Origin of the sequence: Halodesulfovibrio sp., assembly GCF_025210605.1 — a bacterium.
Lineage (GTDB): Bacteria > Desulfobacterota > Desulfovibrionia > Desulfovibrionales > Desulfovibrionaceae > Halodesulfovibrio.
Window position 1 is genome coordinate 73,463 of record NZ_JAOARI010000013.1, and the last position, 17,260, is coordinate 90,722.

Sequence of the window (17,260 nt, forward strand, 5' to 3'; positions counted from 1 at the left end):
CTACCCTCCCAGTTCCGGAAATACCGGATACACAATCCCTGAGAACAGGCTCACAATAGCCCACACGCCTCCCATAAGCATGTCACCGATAATCAACCCTACAAAGAGCATCTGTACTTTTCTGTATAGAGAGGTTCCGCCGTAGTGGAGAACAAGATAGTTGCAAAGCCAGCCGAGGAAGAAGCAAACCCATAGGATACGCATACTTTTGCTATATGCTGCAAGAAAACCGAGCGGATGTAGTGGCCACCACGGGAATTTATAGAAACAAAATACCAAGATACACATGAAGATAGCACCAAGCAGTGCAAAGCCGCTGATCCATGAATTCGCGCTGAGTGGTGCATCAATAAGTCTGCCTGCGTTTTCGTAAATTGAAAGTACGGATTGTGTTTCAACTTCAAGCTGTAAGTCACGAAGTCCAGTTTTGTAGCCAAGTACCAGCATTGAGCAGAATGCTGTGCAAACACATAATGCTAGAAGAATTGTCAGCGCTATGAAGAAGCGTCGTTTGCTTTGGGTATGTTCAGAAATTTTGTTGCCGTGAACGAGGTTCGGCATGAGAGATTCCTGCACATCAAGAAACATCATTTTTTGTATGACTGCCGTAATGGCAATACCGGCTGTCCCAAGGATGCGAGTTCCAAGAACACCGGCAGCGCCGTCTGATGGCGCAGCCGTCAGCATGAATTGTGGAAGTCCACCTTGTGTGATGACACGGGAGACGACCAGCATAATCATGAAGAAAACAAGAGGCATGACTACAGCACCACCAATCGACATACCAAACCAGTAGCACCAGATCATCATGATAAGTATACCGGCGATAGCTCCCCACATTGACCATGCCGCAGGAATAATTTCACCATGATGGACTTTAGTATCTTGCAAACCGGACTTAAAGACGCTGACGAGGTGTTCGCGCGCAAGCCATAGAATGAACAGAAAGAAAACAAAGGTTGAGCCGATAACGGTTGCTTCTGCCGGACGCGCAAGGTTGGGACCAAAGTTAATTCCCATAGCGGACTGAGGAATATTAAAGCCCATAACATACAAAATACCCATGAGCAGCGCACCGAAAATGTAGAAAAACCAAAAGCTGAAGGCAATTTGCCGAGTGGCAAGAAAGGCAAAGCCGACATAGGCTGGGACAAGGTACAATTGCAGTTTGTTGAAACCGGAAAAAAGTCCATATTTAGGAAAATATTGTCCAGCAAGAACAAGTAAAGGAAGTTGCGGTATAGACGGGTAGTGATAGCTTAACCCGTTAATCAGGTGAATAAATACCGGAATGCCAATCCCCCAGAGCAGAAATTTGTTGGAAAGGAATGTTCCCATTTTCCCTGCATCCAAAGCTTCGCTCAGAAATTGCGGTACGCGGAGCAGTGGAAAATTTACACGTTCGTTTTCAATCCACTGTCTACCAAAGAGGTTAACAAGGCAGAGCATCGTGAGATAAGCAACCATGATGAAGAATCCCCACAGGAGGAGGATGCCTATCCATGCTGACCATGGAATGGCTGCGAATATCTGTAAGAAATTCATGTCCCGTCCACCGGAAACACCTTCATAAAGTGGTTTTATCACGGTGGGGTCATTCATGTACCAAGAATCAGGAAGATATGGTGCAAGCGTGGTTACCCATGTGTACCCTCCTGTTGCGTAGTATGCTGGAGCAGTGATGTTGAGAAAGAAAGACTCGGCAAGTCCTGAGTACCCGATGCCGACACCGATAACCATAAAAAGCCATATGATGAGCTGCTCTGTGCCGTTAATAAGTGGTTTGGTTTTGGTGACAGCGGCGAGCATTGCTGTTCCCACAAAAAGAAAGAATGAAATAAAGAATGGTGCGAGGGGGAAGTGCCCGCCACCAAGCGGAGTTCCTCCAAGCCATGCCGTATTAAACGGACCAGCAGCACACATGAGTATACCAAGTAGAATGGCAAGAGCTAGAGCGGGGAGCCGTAACGGATTCATGCGCTGCCTCCTATTTTATCCATAGCAGTGGACGGTATATCTTTTCCTTTTTCAGCTAGAGCTGTTTGTAATTCTTCTTCATAGCTTCGTCGTGCGTCTTTATCTATTGACCGCCATACAAGAAGTTGTTTGCGCAGCCCATGCAGGAATGATTTATTCAAATTTTGCCAAACCCGTTTTTCGCCAGCCTCGCGGGTAAGAACCACATGAATCTCTTTGAAACCGTGGTGAGATTCAGAAGGGCACATAATCAACTGAACGTTCTGCCGCACACCAAAGTCAAACGGGGCAAGCCATGTTTTAAAGTCAAAATTCAAGCAGGCATCGCCAGCCATATCCTGTTGCACTGCTTCTGGGATAAGCCCTTTTTTTACAAGGTCATCCGGTGGGAGGAAGGAACATTTTATGTCCTCGGTAGAAAAATCTCCGTGCGAGATATCTGCATGCCCACTGTAGTATTCAAAAAGGAATCCTCCAGCAAAAGCCTGCTCTGAACTGCGCACAAGGAACGGCAGCTCGATGCGCATAACATCCCCTTCCGGCTCCGGTAGTTTCCATGCGCGTGTAACATCGGGAATGGCGATTTCTGATGCAACGCGGGACGGATAGATTGAAGAAATGAGGACGACAACGATGATAAGCAGCATTGCCATGACACCGGCAGTGGATGAGTAGTTTGCTGTCATACCCGCCCATAGCTCTGTGCCGGACATAAAGCCCGAAACCGTCTGAGCAATGAGGTAGCCGAAGACTGCGCTGATGACGGCAAAGGCTAATGATTCTGCAACAAACAGGAATGCAACATGCGACGGAGCAAGCCCGACAGATGTGTATACCCCAATTTCGCTGCGGCGTTCATACACAGAGCCGATCATGGTGTTCAGCACAATCAGTACGGCGATGCCGATAGGTATAAGAATAGTTGAGAGTCCGCTGTAGCTGATAAAGTTGGAAGCGTAGTACAGGTAGGTTCCTGTACTTGTTCCGCTGAATATAAGCATGCCGAAACGATAGCCGAGATCAAGGACGCCGTGGTTAACATCATCCGGCTGATTGTTTCCTGTTTTAATGGCAACGGCTTTTAGCGCTCCGCCTTCGGAGAGCAACGTACGCGCAGGAATAATGACCGTGCGAGCACCGCTGATATGTTCATAGCGGCTTTCATAGCGTAGCAGGTCTTCCCCGCGGCTCAGAGCTTCAGCTTCGGTTTCGCTTAAATCAGAAGCAGCAATATTAGGATAGATGATCGGTGTAATAGGTTCACCGTCAAGGTCACTGCTTTCTGCAAGCGCTTTATCTTTTATGATGCCGCGTACTGTGTATGGAATACCCCAGAATGTGATCTGTGGTGGTATAGCTCCAATGTTGGAAATACCGAGTTGTGCGGCTATTCCTTCCGGCAAAATGATCGCGTGCTGGTCGTCATCCGTAAACCATGAACCGGAAACAAGGTGCTGGCTCAGCGTGCTGACTTCGGTTTCATCCGGTGAAAGTCCTATGAGTGCCCGCGCTGACGATTCTTCACCCTTGTATTCCATAGGGAGGAACGGTGCGCGTGTTTTGTCTTCTATTTCAAACCAGACACGCGGGGCGATAATGCCTTGCCTGCCGAATAAGTCATTGGTGATTTGTAAGGCTTCAACCGGCATGTCACGCCAGTTCGGATTTTTGAGGAGCAGCCCGTAATAGGGTGTGGAGTTGCTAAATTCTACCCAGCCTGCGGTACGCACACTTTTGGTAGAGGTGAAGTTCATGATGGTGAATGTCAGGATTGTCAGCGTGATAATAGTTAACGCTGTACGCAACGGTCTGCGGCGCAGGTTACTGACACCGATAGCCATAGCGGCGGCAAATGCAGCACCTTTGTTTGCTTCGGATACTTGTATGTTATGGGCTTGTTCCTGAAAGTTTTTTACTTCTCGCTCGAACCTGAAGAAGATGAGTAACGACACAAGGAACGATAGCCCGATAATGAAAAATGCTAGAATTACAATTAACGGACTGTACGTAAGCTGGAATGCCGGATGAACAAAGTAGACGATAAAGATAGTTGTGCAGAGTAAGGCGAGGAAGGCGAGTATGCGCTTATAAATAGATGCGAAGCCGAAAAGCAGGCGTTCGAGGCAATAGGCAAACGGCACAAACAAGGCAACATAAAAGAGCACACCGGAGAGAACATCCCGCTGGGTTCCTTCAATATCGTTATACACGAGAGAAGCCGTCGCTAACGATGCACGAGACGTGTTTAGTAATCCGACCCAGTCTTTTGCTTCATAGTATTCATCAGCTTGCGCCAGTAATTGCTTCGCCTGCTCGTACAGTGTGGATATCCGCTCGTTTTGAATTCCCTTCTCTTCCAGATTTTGAATGCGGGGAATGAGCAGCGTCCACATGTCTTTTGCAGCACGGTATTCAGTGAATGGAATAGTAGGCCACTTGCTAATAAGGTATCCTTTGCCAAGTGGATTCTTTGGCGTGTTGTTCAGAAGAAGAACTTTTTTGCCAAGAACTGTGTCAGAAAGGGTCAGTTTAAATGGTACATCCGGTTCAAGGAAAAATGTTCCAAGCGTCGAACTGCGGGTATCCAAGCGAGAGTACCAGTAACGCAGCGGGCTTGTTTCTGTACGGGCATCGATAATTTCAGTCCGATACAAATATGCTAGCGTGCGGGCATCCAGCAGGTTGAAGAGTGTGGACTGTGCGCAGTCAAACATGGTGAGCTGTGTCCCCATTTCATTACGGCGCATTTTTACACGGTAATTACTTTTGCCTGTGCTGGGTTTATCCACAGCCCATACCGCTAAGCCGGTATCTGGATTAATTTTAAATGCTTCAATAACTGCTTTGTGGACAGTTTGCTGTGAAGTTGCAAGTCCCGGTAATTCAAACTCTCCATCTGTGTTTACCAGAGCATAAAATCGTGATGGACCTTGATACGTAAGCACAAGTGTGCCCACTGCGGGCTTATCGGGAAATGGTTCGCCTTGTCGTTGCAGGTTTACACTGCCGCCAAGGGTTGCAAAGCCGTCTCTACCACGTTTGATAATGGGTAACGAACCCGCTGCTATGTTTGTAATAAGTGATGTTGTAAATTCATTTTGTTCAAGTGCATATGCCCGATCTGTTGATTTCAGAACATCATATGGTGTGCCCCATAACGGACGGAAGTCATGTAATGAGGCGATAGTAATCATCGGGAATCCTGCAATAGCCAATGTTTCACTGCTGAATTTAGGGCGATCAGGAAGATAGCTTTGCCACGGGGTGGTAGGGGTAGGGTGCAACGAATCTTGCCAAAGTTCGCTGGCGTTTGGCAGTGCCATGGCACTTTCCGTAACGACCTCAACTAATGGTTCGAAGAACGATGTACGGTTGATGCTGGATTTTAATTCATACATATACCCGCGAGTGAAACCGCCAACACCTGTACCATGCGTGGATAAGTATAATCCGAAGCCTGCCTGCATGGTGCGCCCGTTGATCGCTTCTTTTAAGAGATGCTTACTTTCGGCGCTGCGCAGTCGGATAACAAGATCTGCAAACTTTTCCTGCTGCTCTGCAAGTGCCAGAGAAACAAGACCACGAAGTAGAGTTAGTTCTTCTGGCGGGATAGGGCGTTGTGCTTGTTGCCGTGAACTGATCCACACAAGATTTCGGAACGCAAGGCGTTTTGCGGCGATATCTTTTATGCGCTGGCTGTCTTCTTTACTGCCTGTTGCAGCAAGGCGCAGCCGGACAACTTCGCGGGTGAGCATATCGACCTGAGTTTTGGACACAGATTCTAATGCGGTACGGAGTAACTCCCGCTGCTCACTTGAATAGGAATTTAAAGATTCCGGTGTCGAAAGTAAGTCGGGATTGAGCAGTATGGCTATAGTTTCCCGTGCGTCCGAAGCTTTTTTTGCCAGTTCTTCGGACTGTTCTTGTATGTCTTCGAGAGATTGGGTGAGAACTTTGGCGAAAGAACGTATGCCTGCGTTTGTCTGGGTATGCCCTGAAGTGGCAAGAAGCAGTACGGATTCTTTCGGTGGATTTTTTGCCAACCGCTTTGCAATGGAAAGCAACGTTGCAATGGATGTGGATTCATCTGCACCGGGGGCGTGTTCTGGAACATAAGCTTCTGTGTCGTAAAATGCTTCTACAAGCATAAAAGCGGTGTCTGCATCATCCCCTGTGCCGGGAATAAAAGCCCATACGTTTTCCCCTTCTGCTTGAACCCAACGAACGTTTGCAGACACAGTAACCATCGACGCTGTATCTTTCGATGTTTTTTGTTGATAGAGCGTTTCAAGGTTACCAAAAATTTCTGTTGCTTGCTGATGTGAAATCCAGAACCGCGGGAAATTGATTGGTGTGAGTTCAAACTTATCTATGAAAAGTGCTTTTGTGGGTGGACTGGTCTGTTCAGAATCAACATAGATAACGGCGGACGCGCCTAGTTGAGCGGCGTTAATCCAGTTTTTACCGGATGCTAAGTCCATTAAAACCACAGCGCCCTGCACATCTTTACCGTTAAACTCCGCAAGTTCGCCGCTTTTGACATAGATGCTGTGTCCGGTGATGCCTTCGGCTGTCGTGGTTGGCGGCGTTACAGCGTTTAATCGTAACGGAGGCAGGGAAATTGATCGCGCAATTGCCGTGCCGGAATGTTTGAGCATTCCCTTTTTAAATTCAGTAACTGGAAGTAAAAAAGACTGGATGCCTGTGAGTACATTTTTTTGCTTAGCAAAATCTGTTTTGAAGTGCTCATGAATAAATCTGGCAGCTTCTTTCGCTCCTTCCGAACCGGTGTACCTGTCTTGTAATAAGGAAAGAGCGTAGATTGTTTTGTTAAATTTACTGGCACTTTCTGTTTTTTCTTCAGCAAAAGCGCATGACGGAAGAGCACAAAGTACAAGCCATACAATGACGAACAGTGCTATGCATACTACGCGGGCGTACGTATCTGCTGTTTTGGCAACGATGGAGTTCATTCGCGCTCCTTTTCTCCAATGGTTCCAAGAGAAATATTCAGTTCGTCGCGGTACTCTTCTTTATCAACCCGTCCGTCTTTAACCCAGACTACACGGTCGGAAACATTAATCATCTTGTAGTCGTGTGTCGCTGTAATAATGGTTACGCCGCGTTCCCTGCAAAGAGAGCGTAATAATTCAATGGCTTCTTCACCTGTTCTTTGGTCGAGGTTGCCCGTAGGTTCGTCAGCAAGAATAATTGCGGGGTCGTTGGCAAAAGAACGTGCAATTGCTACCCGTTGCTGCTGACCGCCGGATAATTCCAACGGCTTGTGCTGATGGCGGGAGCCTAGTCCTACAAGGTCAAGCAGTTGCAGTCCTTTTTCTGTAGAAGCATCACTATGCATACCCGCGAATGTCATGGGCAGGGTGACGTTTTCCAGCGCTGTGAGAGTGGGGATAATGTTGAAGGTCTGGAATATGTAGCCGATTTTACGGTTACGCAGCCATGCCAGTTCATAGGCATCCAGTTGAGAAATATCCACCTCATCAATGAATACCTTGCCTTCTGTCGGTTTATCCAATCCACCGATCATATTGAAAAGCGTCGTTTTTCCGCTACCGGATGCTCCCATAATTGAGAGGTATTCCCCTGCGAAAATTTCCAGATCTACACCGCGCAACGCGTGTACATGCTGTTTCCCCATCTTAAAGGTCTTTTTTACGCCTTCAACGCGGACAATTACTTGCTTTTCTTCCATCTAGCCTCTCCCTGACTCTGCGGTCGGGTATGCCCTTTAGCTGGAGTTGCCAGCTTGTGGGCGCGGATGGTTACTTCGAAAAATTTATCTGGAGTTATGGCAAATTCCTGATAGGTCGCTGCCAGTTTTTTACGTGTATAGATGGCACAAAGCGTGTTTGATGCATGGTACAGGTTTTGGTGCTCCTCTGGTGGAAGCCCGTCCAGAATTCCTGCCAGAACCGCCCAGCGAATTTTTTCCGGTGAGTCAGCGTAATCGTGCCATACGATCATGGAGTTATCATTTTTCAACAGAGAGAAAATATTACGGGTGTCACTGGCAACGGCTGCGGCATGATGGTCGCCATCAATAAAAATGAGATCGAATTTTGCGTTCAGGCGTGAAAAGTCGAAGCTAAGTGTATCGCAATTGATGCACATAATATTCGGGTATTGTTCAGGCGTAATAAAAAATCCGTCCTGCCGGATCATAGAGTTGCTGAACCCTGCCTGTGATTGTTGGGCTGGAGAAAGGCTGAGTGATAAGCAGGTATTTGTGAGCGGTGCGACATTGGTGATGGATTCGCCGCGCCACCTGCCAATTTCCAAGTAATCGCATGCTTCGTAAGAACGTGCCAACCCCTTCAACAACGCAATATCCATGGGCGTTGCGGCGGCTTCCAGCATGGCATAGGGGGAAATAGTTTCTTCAAATTCAGGGATAAGATCGAGCAGATCTACCTGAGGCAGACCCCGTTCCATATCGTATTGTTCTGTAACGTATTTTTGCCACCATAGTGCATCATGTCTGTCGCGGTAGATAGATTTGAGCGCTTTATGGGGCTTACGGAGTAAATACCAAAGAGCGGTGAGCATCCGGCGGCGCTTAGGCTGAGTCAGAGTGTTGGACATTGCTACTCCCTAATGTTGTGCATTGAGCGCTTTTACAGGTTCCATTCGAGCTGCAATAATCGCAGGATAGAGTACTCCAAGAATACTTAAAGAAAAGCCCACTGCCGTGGCTGTAAGAAATGAAATAAAAACGTCAGCTAGTGAGACAAGAATTAATGAGGCAACTCCGAAGTTTACGAGTCCGTTTAAAAACGCAAACACGATTCCTGCTCCGGAACCGATGGCAGCACCGATGATGCCGATAATGGCAGCTTCGATGAGAAACAGGCGTAAAATGATGGAGTCTAGCGCACCGAGACATTTGAATATTCCGATGATGCGAAATCGTTCAGTTACAGACATGAGTTGTGCATTGATGATGCCGACAGTGCACACAAGTAGAGAAAGGATAACAATCCAGCGTTCTTTAGGACCCGTTGAAACAGTGCCGAGGGATGTATCAACATCAAATCCCATTTCAGTGAGAAGCGGAGCAAATTTAGAACCGCCAAACTGAATAAGCCCTGTAGCGATGTTCAGGTTAACAAGAATAAAGGCAAGAAAGGCAACCGCAAGAATAAGGCTGCTCATTGTAATAAGTGAGCGTGTGAATCTATTACGCAGATTTTGTACGGCAAAATCAAAGGATTTACTCCAAGGAAACCCGATGTGCTGACTTGCCTCTTTGGTAAAAAATCCGGTTTTGGAGATGTGTTCCGACATAGCTATTCCTACGGTTGTTGCTCGTCGCCGCAGTATGGAACTGACGTTTGCGAATACATGCGGTGGAGAATGGTTGCATGTTCCGCATGCAATCAAATAGCTGGGAATGGACGAGCAGAATCATGAGTAACCGTCATCATAGCATATAGTAATTTATGGGAACAGGTTGAACGGGGTAGCTTTGTAAGATTATCAGGAGTTGTTGCAAAAAGTCTTCTGCGGCTTTGTTCATTCTGTCGTGGTGCAGCATTATGCCGCATCTGCCGGAAGCGATTCCTGCGCGTAATTCTGCCAGCAACCCGCTCCACCCTTTGGCTGCTGTGAGTTCGCTACGGGTATGCAAATCAACATTGATAGGGATATCGGGTAGGATATTTTGATGTGGTGCGGATGCCGCACGGGAAATGGCTTTAAAGCCTGTATCCTTAAGAAGTTGGATGTTGGTATTAGAAATGCGGTTCCACGGTGGCGTGAAAATCGGACAAAATGAATTTCCGAGCAGTGATTGCAGCGTATCGTATCCCTGTTGTAGGTCTTTAGCGCATTGGGGGGTGGATCTGTCATCGCCAAATTCACATTTGCGTCCTTGTTTAGCATTGTTTTCGTGCGCCCATCCGTGTTGGTGCCAGCACCACAACGCGTTTTTTTCAGGTGCGACGGAAAGTAATGTTTCAATATGCTCCGCAGTACTCCATGCAGGAACAGCTGCAAGACCAAGAGGGGTGTCAGTCTGTGCAAAAATTCGCAACATGGTTTTACAGCGGTCAGAAGGGATTGCAATGTCATCTGCACGGAAAAATATGGTGGGGGAGGCACTTACGGGGCAACCATTCGCTCTATGCTCTTCGATTCCTGCAAGAATGGTTTGAGCAAGCTGAGTTTTGATATCAGAAGGAACAGCATGCCATAACGCAGAAATATAAGGTCGTTGGTCAGCCATATGTTCGCTCCTTTTTGTTTGTAACTCCACAGGAGGCTATTGTGGAGATGTGTGCAAGGCTATCTATGCTCAAAGAATGTCTTTCTAGATTGTTGTGCTGTGCCTCTATCCAGTTGTGACCAGCCGTTCCAGAAGGCGTGCGGATTCTGTTGCACCATGAAGATTAATAGAGTGCTGTGGCTTCCTATTTGGTTTTGTAAGATATTTTGCAAGCAAAGAGCACAGGTTTTGCGGTTCCAGATCTTTTTGTTCGAGGATTGAAAGCGCTCCTAATTTTTCCAGACTGGAAGAGCGCATGCGTTGCTCACGATTTTGATCGAATGGATACACTAACCCGAATGTATTCACTGCGAGAAGATTCATTGTCGTGTTGTATCCTGCCATACTCACCGATAAATCTGCTGCGCTTAATTGATCGATAAAGTCTGCAATGAAATCTGTAACTGTGATGTGTGGATAAGCTGCACAAAGAGCACGGATTTGTTGCTGATACTCTTGCGGCATGAAAGGACCAGTGGATATGAGCAGCGAGTGTGGGGTACTTTCGTTGAGTAAAATGGAGGCTTCTGCAAGGTGCTGCATGAGTTCTGGATGAACAGAACCGCTACCGATGCTGCCGAGAATGAACGGAATAGTATCAGGTATGGAGTGTGATTTACGCACAATATCAGGTCGCACCTTAGCGGGGAGTGGGGTAATGTACCCTGTATTATATATGGGGATAGTTATATCGTCGATTCGAGTAAATGTTTTGTCCAGCGTAATAACTTGCGGGTCAGTATGTACAAGGACTGCATCAAAGTAAGTGTTAAGTGTAGAAACAACGCGTTCTTCAAACTTTTCTTGATGTTTTTTTTCAACAAGAATGTCACGAACACTGCATACCGTGTACATGTACGGAAATGCGTTTTGTGTTGCTAGCTGGAGAACAGGCATAAGTTCAAAGCTGAATTGCTTACGCCCGAAAGGAAAGAGTTCTACGAGAAAAATGTCCGGTTGCAGTGCAAGAAGTGTTTCAGTCAGAATTGTTGTTCGTTGCGCTTTAATACTGTCCAGTTCTTGCTCACGTAACACTCGTTTAGTGCCGTCTTCTTCTGTGTGTACAAATGCGCCAAAATTTTCATCCATTGAGAGTGACGGCAGTTCAATGACTTGAAGATGCGGTGGATACGTGATTGAGAGTGGAGAACCGCCGGTGATAAGTGTGACTTCGTGTTCAGCGAGAGCCTTATCTATCTCCAAACTACGGAAAAAGTGTCCCATGCCAAGAACATGCTGGCAGTAGTGTACAATACGCATTAGAGCGCCTCGTTCATGGCGATAAAAGAGTAGTGTGGAGCTTCGGTGTACTGGCTGTCTGCAATTAAGCGATGCAGGGCATGTTTTTCAACAAGCTTACCTTCTTCAGGAAGAAACTTTTTATCCATGAGATGGTTTGCAATAGTCATAATATTCCCCTGATGTGTCACTACGAGAATATTTTCACCTGCCCATTGCTGTGTTGCTTCGTGGAGCGCTTGTAGTGTTCGAGTGAGAACTTCGGTTCTGCTTTCACCACGAGGTGGAGTAAAATCCCAACCTGCTGCCTCTTGTCGTGCTACTTCTCCCGGAACAACTTTCCGTAGGCGCTGAATGGAGTCTCCCGTCCAGATGCCCCAGTCCTGTTCCCGTAAGCGCGAATCAATTTCAATCGGAATATCCAAATGTTGATTTAGAGCCAATGCGGTAAGGTAAGCACGAGACAAGTCGCTGGTGACAATACGTGACCACGGGTACTGCTTGATGACAGGAAGCCAGTCGTTGATGACATCGTAGCTTTCATGCAGCAGCGGAATGTCAAACTGACCTTGAATTCGTTTTGCGTTGTTCCACCCTGTTGGCGCGTGGCGCAGAAGACCTATATATGTTTCTTTCATAACTACCTCCTATGTGAGGAGAGCTTTACGAGTCTGCTTGCTCTTTAACTATGGCACGTAGCTTTGCTTCTAACGCAGCATAGTTGTGTTGAATATTATGATTGATGGCTGCATGTGTTGCTGCCGCTATTCCCATGTTTGCACGCAGAGCAGGAGATGCTGCCAGTTTGCCGATAGCCTGCGTAAATGCTTCCATGTCATATGACGGAGTGATTATTCCCGTTACGTTGTCATTCACAACTTGCGGTGCTCCGTCATGATCCCATGCTACGACGGGCAAACCACAACTCTGCGCTTCCAAGTATACCATACCAAGTCCCTCATTGATGCCGGGAAATGCGAAAATATCGCAGCTGGAGTACAATTGAGGGAGCTGTTGTGTTGGAACGACGCCAAGAAAATGATGTTTTTCCGGTAATAAATTTTGTGCAAGTGATTCAAGCTGAGCGCGCATTTCACCATCTCCGGCAATGACGAGAGAGATGTTGTGCCCCTCGGTCACCAGAGCATGGCAGGAGCGGATGACATGTTCGACTCCTTCAGCTTTTGTGCCTTTTCTGAGCATGGCAACAGTAAGAACTACAACGGCATTGTTTGCTTTCCACTTTGTGCGGTTTCTTGTGCGTTCAGACTCATCCCGTACAAATGCTGCTGTGCGAATTCCAGGAGGGATAAATGTGATGTTTGCAGGCGGTACAACCTGTTCTAAACATTCAATGTCCCGATGTTTGTTCGCAAAAATATGCGTTGCGTTTCGGAGTGCATCTTTATTGAGATAATATCCCGCTTTGGTGCTCCATGGCTTTTTGCGTTTGGGGGCATGGGAAGGGGCAAAAATTATGTACGGGATATTTCGGCGGGCAGCCAGTGTCCCTAAAATATCCGGCGCCTTGTAGTATGAATGATAGGTAAACCAGATGTCGGGTTTTTCGGCGCTTAACAGTGCTGTTTCAACCTGTTGCATGGTTGTATATGCCTGTCCCCACGTATAAGGCTTTTTCCAGATGTTGCGGGTGGAGATGTGCGGTACGTTCCACACATCGTGCCCTTGTTCCTGAAAAAAGTATGCGAGGTCTTTCGCAATGGTCACATCCCCCGATATCCGAGGGTGTGTCAGCGGCTTAAATGGGGTACAGAACGCAATCTTCATGAAGATGACCATTCCAGCTCAGATACGGTTTCGACTTGTTCGCGTATGACGCCATTTTGTTCAAAAATATCTGCAAGCTGAAGAATAAGCTGTCTGTTGTTGAATACTTGATGCACCTTGCGTTCAGCACTGGAGATAACACTTTGTCGCAAGGCGTTGTTTGTAAGGAGTACTTCTGTGGCATCTGCAAGTGCTTCAGGTTGTTCACACGGTGCAAGTAATCCGGAAACTTGATCTTCAACAAGCTCTGGTATGCCTGAGACTTTGGTTGCGACAACCGGAACTCCCATTGCCATTGCCTCCGCCAGCACATTCGGGATTCCGTCCCTGTCCCCGTTTTTTGCTAGCTTGCAGCCTAAAAGAAATACATCTGCCTTGCGGTAATGCCGTAAAACTTCTTCATGTGGCAGTGTGCCGGTAAAGTTCACAAAATCGCTTAGTCCGTATTCATACACTTTTTGTTTGAGAGTACTCATGAGAGGACCTTCTCCGATGAGCGTATATTGAAAAGAAATATTACGTAAAAAAAGCAGGCGTAGGGAATCAAGGATGGTAATCAGCCCTTTTTTTTCTACCAACCGTGCTACGGTGAGAATAGAATACGGTGTATGCGTAGTGACACCGTTTTGCTGCGTGGAAAAAAGGGATAAGTCGATACCGTGATATACGGTATGAACCGGACAATACCCCGGTTGCGGTGAGCGTACGGGGGAACCGTCAGTTAATGGAGGCAAAGCATAGAGTGGTGGGGCGTCTGGTGCCGGATATGATCGGGCGATGGTTTCTAGCGTAAGTTTGTTGTATTTTGTGCAGGTGACTGCAAAGAGGGCATGCCGCATTTTTTCTGCAACACGGCGGGGCTGCTGAGTGTAAATATCTTTAGCATGTGCTGTAAAACTAAAAGGGATATCAGCAAGCTTTGCGGCATACATGGCTACCGATGTAGGGGTATGCACAAAGTGGCTGTGAATGTGTGTGATATTGTACGGAGCTACTTTGTTCGCTACCACGCATGCCTGCATAAAATGTTTAATCCATGTGTGTATTTTTTCTGTTCCGGCAAATCGGGAAAGAAATAGCTTGAACGTCTTGTGGAAGGTTGATGTATGTAACAGGGCACAAAGGATTGTGTTCCACAACAGGCGTGGGAATCCTAGTGACAGATGTTCAGGCAGGTAGGTAACCTTGGCGTTGATACTTTTTACGGACTTATGCGAAAAATTTTCGCGGGGCTTTCTCATGGAGAATATATGAATGGTGAAACCTTGCTCTTCCAATAACTTTATTTCATTGGAAATGAAGGTTTCAGAGATTCGAGGATATCCTTTGAGAATAACACCAAGAGTGGGAGTACTATGCATCGATGGAATCTCCTTTGAAAGCGGATAATCTGGAGCGGATGACATCAAGTCCGGTCATAGAGAATGCGTTTATGCTTTGTTCATACTCTGTGGAGTCATTCAGCATGGAGAGAATTTTTTCACGCAGTGAAGAAGCGGTGAGGCAATCCCATTTAATGTAGTCTGCCAGCTTTGCAGATTGTAGAACCCGGGCACGTATTAATTGCTCAAGCCGTGGGCTTTCTCGTGGGATAATAAGAGAGGGTTTTTTCAGGGAAAGTATTTCGCAGATAGTATTATAGCCGCCCATGCTTACAACCAGATCTGCTGCTGCCATAATTTTTTCCAGCCGCTTGTGGAAAGTAGCAAAGATAACTCCCGCTTTTTTAGCTCGTTTTGCCAGAGCATCTTGTAGCTCATGCGGAACAAAAGGCCCCGAGACCATGTAGGTTTTAAAGGCAATGTCGGGTGTTTCTTCAACCATAGAAAGGTAGGTGTCGAGCATGTGGTAGCCGTCGCCACCGCCACCTGCGGTTACTACAATGAGTTTGCTTGAATCGCTGCTGCCGTTGCCATTTCCATTTATCAGCTGTTTGAGAGTGACCTCTTTTTTGGGTGTCTGGCGTGGAATGTATCCTGTGAAGACACACTTGTTACTGATAGATGACGGAAGCCCGTATTCAACAATGGGGTTGTAGAAATTTTCTTGACCGTAAATCCATATTTCAGAATAGAGGTCGTTTAAGACATTAAAGTAATTTTTGTCGTTCCACTCTGCGCGAGTTGAGGCAGAGTCGTCCAGAATATCACGTAGTCCTAATACTACTTTAGTATTAGGGCGTGATGTTTTGAACCATTGCAGAACGGGCAGCACTTCCCCTTTGAGTCCGACTGGTACTTTGTCCACAATAAACAGATCTGGGTCGAATGATTTTGCCGTTGCGGTGATGATCTCTTGTCGTATTTCAAGTGCTTTTTGCGGATCAACTTTGATGGAGTGGGGGACATATACTGTGTTGCTTTGCTTAATCATACCGGGGATGCGCACAAAGTCGACTCCGTAAGGAATGGGGAATCGACCGGCAATAGGAGAGCCAGTAAGAATAAGAATAGTAACTCCCGGAGCACTCAGGTTTCGCGCAATAGCCATTGTTCTTCGAATGTGCCCAAGCCCGTACGTATCGTGGGAGTACATGAGGATATTATAAGTAGAACTCATGAGTAATTACTACACCTTGGTAAGAAGTTCGCAGAAGTACGCAAGTATGTAATTCTGTGAATCATTCCGATGAAAAATAACATTATTGTTTTTGTAATGAGGATACTGCGCGTTATTTTTTATCCGTCATAGGGATTGCCTGCCCTGTTGCGGCGAAGTGTTCTGGGGTTGTGGCGCTTGGGCGCACTATTTCACTTAATTCTGGAGAGGTCGAAGGTGATTCCTCATTATCGAGGCTTTCTTCAACTAGTGTCAGGTTTTCTTTATACAGCATGATATGCGGATGGATTTTATGAGCACGCTCAAATAGGCGCTTCGCGTGCGCATAGTTTTCATTTTCCCATGCGATGACACCTGTGTTGTTTAATGCGCTGGAGTGTTCGCTGTCGTAAAGAAGTGTCTGGCGGAATGCGTTTGCAGCATTATTGGATGTGCCTGTGAGAAAAGCACGCATGCCTTCGATGAACCAGCCTTCAGCCGGATTCAGGTCAACATAATTGATTCCCTGACATGGGCATCTGTCCACAGCACAGGGGGTAGCTCTCGTGTTAAGCTTTACGTGGTCATGAATGTTCCCCAGAACCGTCTTGTCTCCAGGGCAACGGAAGATTGTTCCGTCCGGTTCCATTCGGACAAAAGAGTGTCCGCTTTTGCAGTCGACCCCACGGAAATTGAAGACCATTTTTATTCCTGCTGCTGGATGACTTGTAAAAATGTTTTTGATCGCTGCGGAATAGTTTTGCGGATATTTGACTCCATTGAATATTCCTTTAAACGGGCGTGGGGTGATAGGAACCCCGTGGTCGCGGAAGAAAGCAACATCGTCTGGATATCGTTTTTCTAAGGACGGATGCAGTACGTAGTTTACCTTGATGGTAAAGCCTGCATCAGCAAGTGTGTGGTAGTTTTTAATGAATTGTGGAACACCATTTCGTTTTTCACGTTCTTCAATGTGCAGGGATGCATAGATGTCGTTTACACGGTGCGGAGAAATGGCGTCAGCAAATTCATTAACCTGTTTAGTAAGGCTTAAATTAGTATCAAGCCCTATGTAGTGGTTCTTTGTAATTGCTTTACAAAGGGAGACAAAATTGGGGTAGAGTAGCGGCTCACCTCCTGTCATTCCCACTAACCAACTGTTGTTATCCGTATTTAAAAAGTAGAGTAATGTATCTACTGAAATTGGATTTTTTATTTTGCCGTTCGTGTGCGGGAAATAACAGTAGGAACATTGAAAATTACAATTTCTTGTCATGTTCCAGATCATTGATTTGTTGTAATTAAGCATAGTTAATAAGCCTTGATGTGGTTTGCAAATAATAGGTTGAAGTGGTAGGGAACCACTTCATTTTTTCATAAAAAATATTCCTGTTTAAATAAGTCAGATTGCTTCTGATGCGAGTACGCCGTAGG

Annotated in this window: 12 protein-coding genes; all 12 read right to left on the reverse strand. The window is 46.5% G+C overall.

Features of this window, described 5'->3' with window-relative positions:
* Complete coding sequence (locus tag N4A56_RS04400) at positions 1-1,977, reverse strand: DUF6785 family protein (RefSeq protein ID WP_295545293.1); 1,977 nt, start codon at positions 1,975-1,977, stop codon at positions 1-3.
* A complete protein-coding gene (locus tag N4A56_RS04405; RefSeq protein ID WP_295545295.1) occupies positions 1,974-6,950 on the reverse strand; it encodes an FtsX-like permease family protein in 4,977 nt (1,658 codons plus the stop codon). The genes N4A56_RS04400 and N4A56_RS04405 overlap by 4 nt, the downstream gene beginning before the upstream one ends.
* Positions 6,947-7,690, reverse strand: coding sequence for an ABC transporter ATP-binding protein (locus tag N4A56_RS04410; RefSeq protein WP_293670406.1), 744 nt, complete (start codon positions 7,688-7,690; stop codon positions 6,947-6,949). Before N4A56_RS04410 ends, N4A56_RS04405 begins: the two co-directional genes overlap by 4 nt.
* Entirely contained in the window at positions 7,672-8,580 is a 909-nt protein-coding gene (locus N4A56_RS04415) for a class I SAM-dependent methyltransferase (RefSeq protein WP_295545307.1), read from the reverse strand. Before N4A56_RS04415 ends, N4A56_RS04410 begins: the two co-directional genes overlap by 19 nt.
* A gap of 9 nt (positions 8,581-8,589) precedes the next feature.
* The gene (locus tag N4A56_RS04420; RefSeq protein ID WP_293670410.1) at positions 8,590-9,282 is read right to left on the reverse strand and encodes an FtsX-like permease family protein; all 693 of its coding nucleotides are present in this window, start codon (positions 9,280-9,282) and stop codon (positions 8,590-8,592) included.
* Positions 9,283-9,418: 136 nt separating this feature from the next.
* Positions 9,419-10,222: a polysaccharide deacetylase gene (locus N4A56_RS04425; protein ID WP_295545308.1), complete on the reverse strand. Its 804-nt coding sequence runs from the start codon at positions 10,220-10,222 to the stop codon at positions 9,419-9,421.
* Positions 10,223-10,327: 105 nt separating this feature from the next.
* Positions 10,328-11,521 carry a glycosyltransferase gene (locus tag N4A56_RS04430; protein WP_295545310.1) on the reverse strand — a complete coding sequence of 398 codons (1,194 nt, stop codon included), beginning with the start codon at positions 11,519-11,521 and terminating at the stop codon, positions 10,328-10,330.
* Positions 11,521-12,138 carry a histidine phosphatase family protein gene (locus N4A56_RS04435; RefSeq protein ID WP_295545312.1) on the reverse strand — a complete coding sequence of 206 codons (618 nt, stop codon included), beginning with the start codon at positions 12,136-12,138 and terminating at the stop codon, positions 11,521-11,523. The genes N4A56_RS04430 and N4A56_RS04435 overlap by 1 nt, the downstream gene beginning before the upstream one ends.
* A 25-nt stretch (positions 12,139-12,163) precedes the next feature.
* A complete protein-coding gene (locus N4A56_RS04440) occupies positions 12,164-13,288 on the reverse strand; it encodes a glycosyltransferase family 4 protein (protein WP_295545314.1) in 1,125 nt (374 codons plus the stop codon).
* Positions 13,285-14,649, reverse strand: coding sequence for a glycosyltransferase (locus N4A56_RS04445; RefSeq protein WP_295545317.1), 1,365 nt, complete (start codon positions 14,647-14,649; stop codon positions 13,285-13,287). The genes N4A56_RS04440 and N4A56_RS04445 overlap by 4 nt, the downstream gene beginning before the upstream one ends.
* Positions 14,642-15,847: a glycosyltransferase gene (locus N4A56_RS04450; protein ID WP_293670422.1), complete on the reverse strand. Its 1,206-nt coding sequence runs from the start codon at positions 15,845-15,847 to the stop codon at positions 14,642-14,644. Before N4A56_RS04450 ends, N4A56_RS04445 begins: the two co-directional genes overlap by 8 nt.
* A gap of 112 nt (positions 15,848-15,959) precedes the next feature.
* Positions 15,960-17,135: a radical SAM protein gene (locus N4A56_RS04455; protein ID WP_295545320.1), complete on the reverse strand. Its 1,176-nt coding sequence runs from the start codon at positions 17,133-17,135 to the stop codon at positions 15,960-15,962.
* Positions 17,136-17,260: the final 125 nt, after the last annotated feature.

What these genes read in the sequence shown, in the direction of transcription:
- N4A56_RS04400 (WP_295545293.1), bottom strand. Translation starts at nt 1,977, where the DNA reads ATGAATCCGTTACGGCTCCCCGCTCTAGCTCTTGCCATTCTACTTGGT.
- N4A56_RS04405 (WP_295545295.1), bottom strand. Translation starts at nt 6,950, where the DNA reads ATGAACTCCATCGTTGCCAAAACAGCAGATACGTACGCCCGCGTAGTA.
- N4A56_RS04410 (WP_293670406.1), bottom strand. Translation starts at nt 7,690, where the DNA reads ATGGAAGAAAAGCAAGTAATTGTCCGCGTTGAAGGCGTAAAAAAGACC.
- N4A56_RS04415 (WP_295545307.1), bottom strand. Translation starts at nt 8,580, where the DNA reads ATGTCCAACACTCTGACTCAGCCTAAGCGCCGCCGGATGCTCACCGCT.
- N4A56_RS04420 (WP_293670410.1), bottom strand. Translation starts at nt 9,282, where the DNA reads ATGTCGGAACACATCTCCAAAACCGGATTTTTTACCAAAGAGGCAAGT.
- N4A56_RS04425 (WP_295545308.1), bottom strand. Translation starts at nt 10,222, where the DNA reads ATGGCTGACCAACGACCTTATATTTCTGCGTTATGGCATGCTGTTCCT.
- N4A56_RS04430 (WP_295545310.1), bottom strand. Translation starts at nt 11,521, where the DNA reads ATGCGTATTGTACACTACTGCCAGCATGTTCTTGGCATGGGACACTTT.
- N4A56_RS04435 (WP_295545312.1), bottom strand. Translation starts at nt 12,138, where the DNA reads ATGAAAGAAACATATATAGGTCTTCTGCGCCACGCGCCAACAGGGTGG.
- N4A56_RS04440 (WP_295545314.1), bottom strand. Translation starts at nt 13,288, where the DNA reads ATGAAGATTGCGTTCTGTACCCCATTTAAGCCGCTGACACACCCTCGG.
- N4A56_RS04445 (WP_295545317.1), bottom strand. Translation starts at nt 14,649, where the DNA reads ATGCATAGTACTCCCACTCTTGGTGTTATTCTCAAAGGATATCCTCGA.
- N4A56_RS04450 (WP_293670422.1), bottom strand. Translation starts at nt 15,847, where the DNA reads ATGAGTTCTACTTATAATATCCTCATGTACTCCCACGATACGTACGGG.
- N4A56_RS04455 (WP_295545320.1), bottom strand. Translation starts at nt 17,135, where the DNA reads ATGCTTAATTACAACAAATCAATGATCTGGAACATGACAAGAAATTGT.